The following is a 6,039-nucleotide window of genomic DNA, read 5'->3' on the forward strand; positions in this document are numbered from 1 at the left end:
CGCCGGCCCCCGGGCGACCTTCCGGCCCGTCACCATCCGCACCGCCCGCGACGCGGTCACCGCCGTCGCCCTCTACCTGCGCTGGCTGGGCTACCGGGAGATCCGCCGTGCCGACCAGCGCCAGCCGACCGGGATCGGCCTCGCCGCACGGGGCGTCCTGGCCCAGGTTGATCCGTCGGTCCGCCCGGCCTCGCTGCGCGACGTCGAGTGCCTGTGGCTGACCGCCATGACGGAAGCCACCGACTGTGTCTACTTCTCCCTCGCCGGGTACGCGAACGACGCCCGCGACGGCGCCGACGGCCTGGGCGTCTGCCTGTTCGTCCTGGACCTCACGGGCACCCCGCAGCCGGTGAACGGCGCGGCGACGGAGCTGGTCGCCATGGGGGCGAGGGCCTGAGACGGCAGTCGCGCGAACCCGCTACCCGGTGGCGTACCGCTCCCGCAGCTCGATCTTCCGCACCTTCCCCGACACCGTCATCGGGAAGGAGTCCAGGACGCGCAGCGCGCTCGGGATCTTGTAGTGCGCCAACTGCCCGTCACAGAAGGCCCGCAGCTCCTCCAGCGTGAGCGGTTCGGTGGCCTCGCGCGGGATGACGCAGGCGAGCACCTCCTCGCCGTACCGCTCGTGCGGAACGCCCACCACCTGGACGTCGGCGATCTTCGGGTGGCCGTACAGGAACTCCTCGATCTCGCGCGGGTAGATGTTCTCGCCACCCCGGATGATCATGTCCTTGATCCGGCCGACGATCTCGACGTACCCGTCCTCGCGCATCGTCGCCAGGTCCCCGGTGTGCATCCACCGCCCCGAGTCGACGGCCTCGGCGGTCCTCTCCGGCTCCTCCCAGTAGCCGAGCATCACGCTGTAGCCGCGGGTGCACAGCTCCCCCGCGGTACCGCGTGGCCGGGTCACCCCGGTCGCGGGGTCGACGATCTTCACCTCGATGTGCGGAAGGACGCGGCCGACGGTGCCGGTGCGGTGTTCCAGGTCGTCGCCGCGCCGGGTCTGGGTGGAGACGGGCGAGGTCTCCGTCATGCCGTAACAGATCGAGACCTCCGTCATGTGCATCTCGGTGACCACCCGCTTCATCACCTCCACCGGGCAGGGCGAGCCCGCCATGATGCCGGTGCGCAGGGAGGAGAGGTCGTACGCGGCGAAGTCGGGGAGGTTCAACTCCGCGATGAACATGGTCGGTACGCCGTACAGGGAGGTGCAGCGCTCCCGCTGGACGGCCTCCAGGGTGGCCTTCGGGTCGAAGGACGGGGCCGGGATGACGACGCAGGCGCCGTGCGAGGTCGCCGCGAGGTTGCCCATCACCATGCCGAAGCAGTGGTAGAAGGGCACGGGCACACAGATCCGGTCCTGCTCGGTGTAGGCGAGCGACTCCCCGACGAAGTAGCCGTTGTTGAGGATGTTGTGGTGGGAGAGGGTCGCGCCCTTGGGGAAGCCCGTGGTGCCCGAGGTGTACTGGATGTTGATCGGGTCGTCGCAGGACAGGTCCTCGTACGGCACCGGTGTCCCGCGCGCGATCAGCGCGTCCCAGCTCGGGTCCCCGATGTAGACAGCCTCCCGCAACTTCGGGCACCTGGCGCGCACTTGCTCGACCATCGCCCGGTAGTCGCTCGCCTTGTGGCTGAGCGAGGCGAAGAGCAGGCGGACACCGGCCTGGTCGAGGACGTACTCGACCTCGTGGGTGCGGTAGGCCGGGTTGATGTTCACCATGATCGCGCCGATGCGGGCGGTGGCGTACTGGACGAGCACCCACTCGGGGCAGTTGACCGCCCAGATACCCACCCGGTCGCCCTTGGCGACGCCGCTCGCGAGCAGCGCGTACGCCAGCTCGTCGACGTCGGCGGCGAACCGGGTGTAGGTCCAGCGCCTGCCGGACGGCACGTCGACGAGGACCTCGCGGTCCGGCCAGGCCGCGACGGCCCGGTCGAGGTCGGCTCCGATGGTGTCGCCGAGCAGCGGAGTCCCGCCGGTGCCGTGCGTATAGGACAGCTCGCTCACCGGAAGTCCTCCTCGCGGTACTCCGCGTCCGAGCCCGCGGCCGTGGCCTCGCGCAGCACGATGCGGCGGATCTTGCCCGACACGGTCTTCGGCAGATCGCCGAACTCCAGGCGGCGCAGACGCTTGTAGGGCGCGAGGACGGTCCGGGAGTGCTCGAAGAGCACCTTCGCGGTGTCCGGGCCCGGCTCCCAGCCGGCGGCCAGCACGATGTACGCCTTCGGTACCGCGAGCCGCACCTCGTCCGGGGCGGGCACCACGGCCGCCTCGGCTACCGCCTCGTGCTCCAGGAGGGCGCTCTCCAGCTCGAACGGGCTGATCTTGTAGTCGCTCGCCTTGAACACGTCGTCCGCGCGGCCCACGTAGGTGATGTAGCCGTCCTTGTCCCGTGCGCCGATGTCACCGGTGCGGTAGTAGCCGCCGGCCATGGCCTCCGCCGTACGGTCGGGGTCGCCGTGGTAGCCCGTCATCAGGCCGACCGGGCGGTTGGAGAGGTCGAGGGCGATCTCGCCCTCGTCGGCGTCGGGGGCGCCCGAGACGGGGTCGAGGAGGACGACCTTGAAGCCCGGGCCGGGCCGGCCCATCGAGCCCGTCTTCAGTTGCTGGCCGGGGCTGTTGGAGACCTGGACGGCGGTCTCGGTCTGGCCGAAGCCGTCGCGGATGTCCACGCCCCAGGCGCGGCGCACCTGCTCGATGACCTCGGGGTTGAGGGGTTCACCGGCCGCGACGACCTCACGGGGCGGGGTGCTCAGCTGGGTGAGATCGGCCTGGATGAGCATGCGCCACACGGTGGGCGGGGCGCAGAAGGTGGTGACGCCCGCGCGCTCCATCTCCGAGAGCAGCCGGCTCGCGTCGAAGCGGGTGTAGTTGTGGATGAACACGGTCGCCTCCGCGTTCCACGGGGCGAAGAGGTTGGACCAGGCGTGCTTGGCCCAGCCGGGCGAGGAGATGTTGAGATGGACGTCGCCGGGTCGCAGGCCGATCCAGTACATGGTCGCCAAGTGGCCGATGGGGTACGACACATGGGTGTGTTCGACCAGTTTGGGCCGGGCGGTGGTGCCCGAGGTGAAGTACAGCATCAGTGGGTCGGTGGCGTTGGTCGCGCCGTTCGGCTCGAAACGGGCGGCGGCCGCGTAGGCCTCCCCGTACGGCCGCCAGCCGTCCACCGTCCCGCCGACCGTCGTGCGAGTGTAACGGCCGGGCACGTCCTCGAACTTGGGGGCGTCCTCGGCCCGTACGATCACGTGCTTGACCCGGCCGCGCTCCACCCGGTCGCGCAGGTCGGCGGGGCCGAGCAGCGGGGTCGCGGGGATGACGACGGCCCGCAGCTTCATCGCGGCGAGGGCGGTCTCCCACAACTCCGTCTGGTTGCCGAGCATGACGAGGATGCGGTCGTCCGCGCGCACGCCCCGGTCCCGCAGCCAATTGGCGATCCGGGACGAGCGCTCGGACATCTCGGCGAAGGAGACCACGGCCTCGGTGCCGTCCTCCTCGACGATGTGCAGCGCGGTGCGGTCGTTCCCACGTGCGATCACGTCGAACCAGTCGAGCGCCCAGTTGAAGTACTCCGGGCGCGGCCAGGTGAAGCCCTTGTAGGCCGTGGCGTAGTCCTCACGATGGGCCAACAGGAAGTCCCGGGCCGCCCGGAACTCGTCCGTGGCGCTCGTCCTCGCCGACATGTGTCCTCCTCATTGCCGGACCGTTGCCTGACATCGTGTAATGCGTGATACACGTCTCACTACCCCCGAACGGGGGTGCGCCGCGCGGAAGGGGCGAGTTCGTGGCATTGGATCCCTCGGATTCCGTCGGGACGGCTCTGTCCGGACCGGCGGACATGCGCGGCGCGCTGGCCCGGCTGCGGCAGGCCACCGGGCTGCCGCTCGCCTTCGCGGGGCTGGTCGAGCCCGGCCCCGGGCAACTGCGCATCAGCGAACTCCAGGGCAACCGGACGACCGCGCTTCAAGGGCTCGCCGTCCACTCCGGGAACGGCCTCGGCGGCAAGACGGTGGCCCTGGCCCGGCCGTGCTGCGTGACCGACTACTCCGTATCGCGCCAGATCAGCCACGAGTACGACGCCGCGGTCGCCGCCGAGGGCATCCGCTCCGTCCTCGCGGTCCCCGTCGTCGTACGGCGTCGGGTGCGCGGGGTGCTGTACGGCGCCCTGCGCACGGCCCAGCCGCTGGGTGACCGCACGGTCGGAGCCGCGCTGGACGCGGCCCGGGACATGGAGCAGGCGCTGGTGGTGCGGGACGAGGCTCGGAACCTGCTGGTCGCGGCCCGGGCGCCCGAGGGTGGGTCGGCCGGGGCATGGGAGGAGGTCCGGGAGGCGCACGGGGCGCTGCGCGCGCTCGCCCCGCGCATCGATGATCCGGAACTGCGGGCCGAGCTGCTGCGGGTGTGCGGACGCCTGGCCGGCGTGGCCGGCGGGGAGAACACCGGGCCGGACGTCGTCGCCCGGGTCGCCCTCACACCGCGCGAGACGGACGTGCTGGCCTGCGTCGCGACGGGTGCGACCAACACGGTGGCCGGGGATCGTCTGGGGCTTCGCCCCGAGACGGTGAAGGCCTATCTGCGCTCGGCCATGCGGAAGCTCGGGGCGCATACGCGTCTGGAGGCGGTGGTGGCCGCCCGCCGGGCGGGGCTGTTGCCCTAGCGAACCGCAGGGGCCGCCTTCGAGCTGCCGGCCGGAAGGGCTGGTCGCGCCCGGGCGGCGGAGCCGCAGACGTCACGGCCGCGCGCCCATGACGGGGGCGTGACGGACACCGAGTTTCATGTAACGGGCATGTGAAATTCCTTATGCCGTACCCTTCCTGTTATTTCCCACACCGGGTCTACGTTCCGAAATTCAAAGACTGGACGCCTAATATTGGCTCGGACACGACACTTGAGGGGAGCGGTGGCCCGTGCAACGGGAGTTCAAGGAGCCTGGGAGACCCCGCCCCGACCTGGTCATAGGCCGGGAGGAGCTGTTCGCGGGGGCGCGTGAGCAGCTCGCGCGGCGCGGCAGCGTTCTCGTGCACGGCTCCGCGGGTATCGGAAAATCGACGGTCCTGCGGGCTCTGGCCGCGGAATACGAGGAGTCGGCGCGGACGGTGCTGCGCTGCTCGGCGACCGAGTCCGAGTCGCACCTGCCGTTCCTCGCCCTGACCGATCTGCTCGGGCTGGTCGTCGACGAGGTGTCCGACCAACTGCCCGCCCCGCAGCGCACCGCGCTGGAGTCCGCGCTGACCGGCCGGGGCGAGTCCACCCTTCAGCGCGACGGGCTCGCGCTCCGGCTGGCCGTCCTGTCGACCTTGCGCGCCCTGGCCGCCAAGGGCCCGGTGCTGATCGTCGCGGACGACCTCCAGTGGCTGGATCCGGCCAGTGTCGAGCTGCTCGGCTTCGCGGCGCGGCGGCTGGGCGAGCTGCCGGTGCGCATGCTGTGCGCCGTACGTACCTCGACGGACCCCCATGGTCACGAGCAGGACAGGTATCTACGCGCGTCCCCTCCCGACACCCTGGCCCTCCGCGTCACTCCGCTGTCCAGGACGCACGTCGCCGAGCTGCTGGAGAACCGCGGCTACACCGGTCTGCCCCGCTCGACCGTGCGGGACATCCACCGCACCAGCGGCGGCAACCCGCTGTTCGCGCTGGAGCTGGGCCGTGCCCTCGCCGACAGCCCGACACCGCCGCGTCCGGGCGAGCCGCTGCCCGTGCCGACCTCACTGCGGACCCTGGTCCTGAACCGGCTGGACATGCTCTCGGCCGAGGCCCGCCGCACCCTGCTGGTCGCCAGCGCCGGTGCCCGGCCCACGGGGGCGCTGCTGCACGCCGCCGGGCGGGAGAACGCCGAGGCGGAGACCGCGCGCGCCGTCGAACTGGGGCTGCTCGCACCGGAGCGGGAGGGGCCGTACGTACGGTTCGCCCATCCCCTGGTGTCGGCCGCGCTGTACGCCGAGGCGACCGCCCAGGAGCGGCGGGCCGCCCACGCCGCGCTGTCCACCGCCGCCGTCGACCCCATCGAGCGGGCCCGGCATCTGGCCCTGGCCACCCAC

Annotated in this window: 4 protein-coding genes and 1 pseudogene; 3 read left to right on the top strand and 2 right to left on the bottom strand. The window is 71.6% G+C overall.

What is annotated here, in order from left to right; all coding sequences use genetic code 11:
- A pseudogene (locus AWZ10_RS03325) lies at positions 1–397 on the top strand (hypothetical protein); the annotation flags it as partial.
- A gap of 21 nt (positions 398–418) precedes the next feature.
- Here AWZ10_RS03325 and AWZ10_RS03330 read toward each other — a convergent pair.
- Complete coding sequence (locus AWZ10_RS03330) at positions 419–2,008, bottom strand: AMP-binding protein (RefSeq protein ID WP_060890390.1); 1,590 nt, start codon at positions 2,006–2,008, stop codon at positions 419–421.
- Positions 2,005–3,684: an AMP-binding protein gene (locus AWZ10_RS03335; protein ID WP_046708171.1), complete on the bottom strand. Its 1,680-nt coding sequence runs from the start codon at positions 3,682–3,684 to the stop codon at positions 2,005–2,007. The genes AWZ10_RS03330 and AWZ10_RS03335 overlap by 4 nt, the downstream gene beginning before the upstream one ends.
- A 101-nt stretch (positions 3,685–3,785) precedes the next feature.
- On the opposite strand from AWZ10_RS03335, the gene AWZ10_RS03340 reads away from it, so the two are divergent.
- Together AWZ10_RS03340 and AWZ10_RS03345 are read left to right on the top strand one after the other, a co-directional pair.
- Complete coding sequence (locus AWZ10_RS03340; protein WP_408991531.1) at positions 3,786–4,658, top strand: helix-turn-helix transcriptional regulator; 873 nt, start codon at positions 3,786–3,788, stop codon at positions 4,656–4,658.
- A gap of 250 nt (positions 4,659–4,908) precedes the next feature.
- Positions 4,909–6,039 (top strand): AAA family ATPase (locus tag AWZ10_RS03345; RefSeq protein ID WP_159058204.1); only part of this gene is annotated, 1,131 nt, incomplete at its 3' end.

This window comes from Streptomyces europaeiscabiei (genome assembly GCF_001550375.1).
Classification (GTDB): domain Bacteria; phylum Actinomycetota; class Actinomycetes; order Streptomycetales; family Streptomycetaceae; genus Streptomyces; species Streptomyces europaeiscabiei.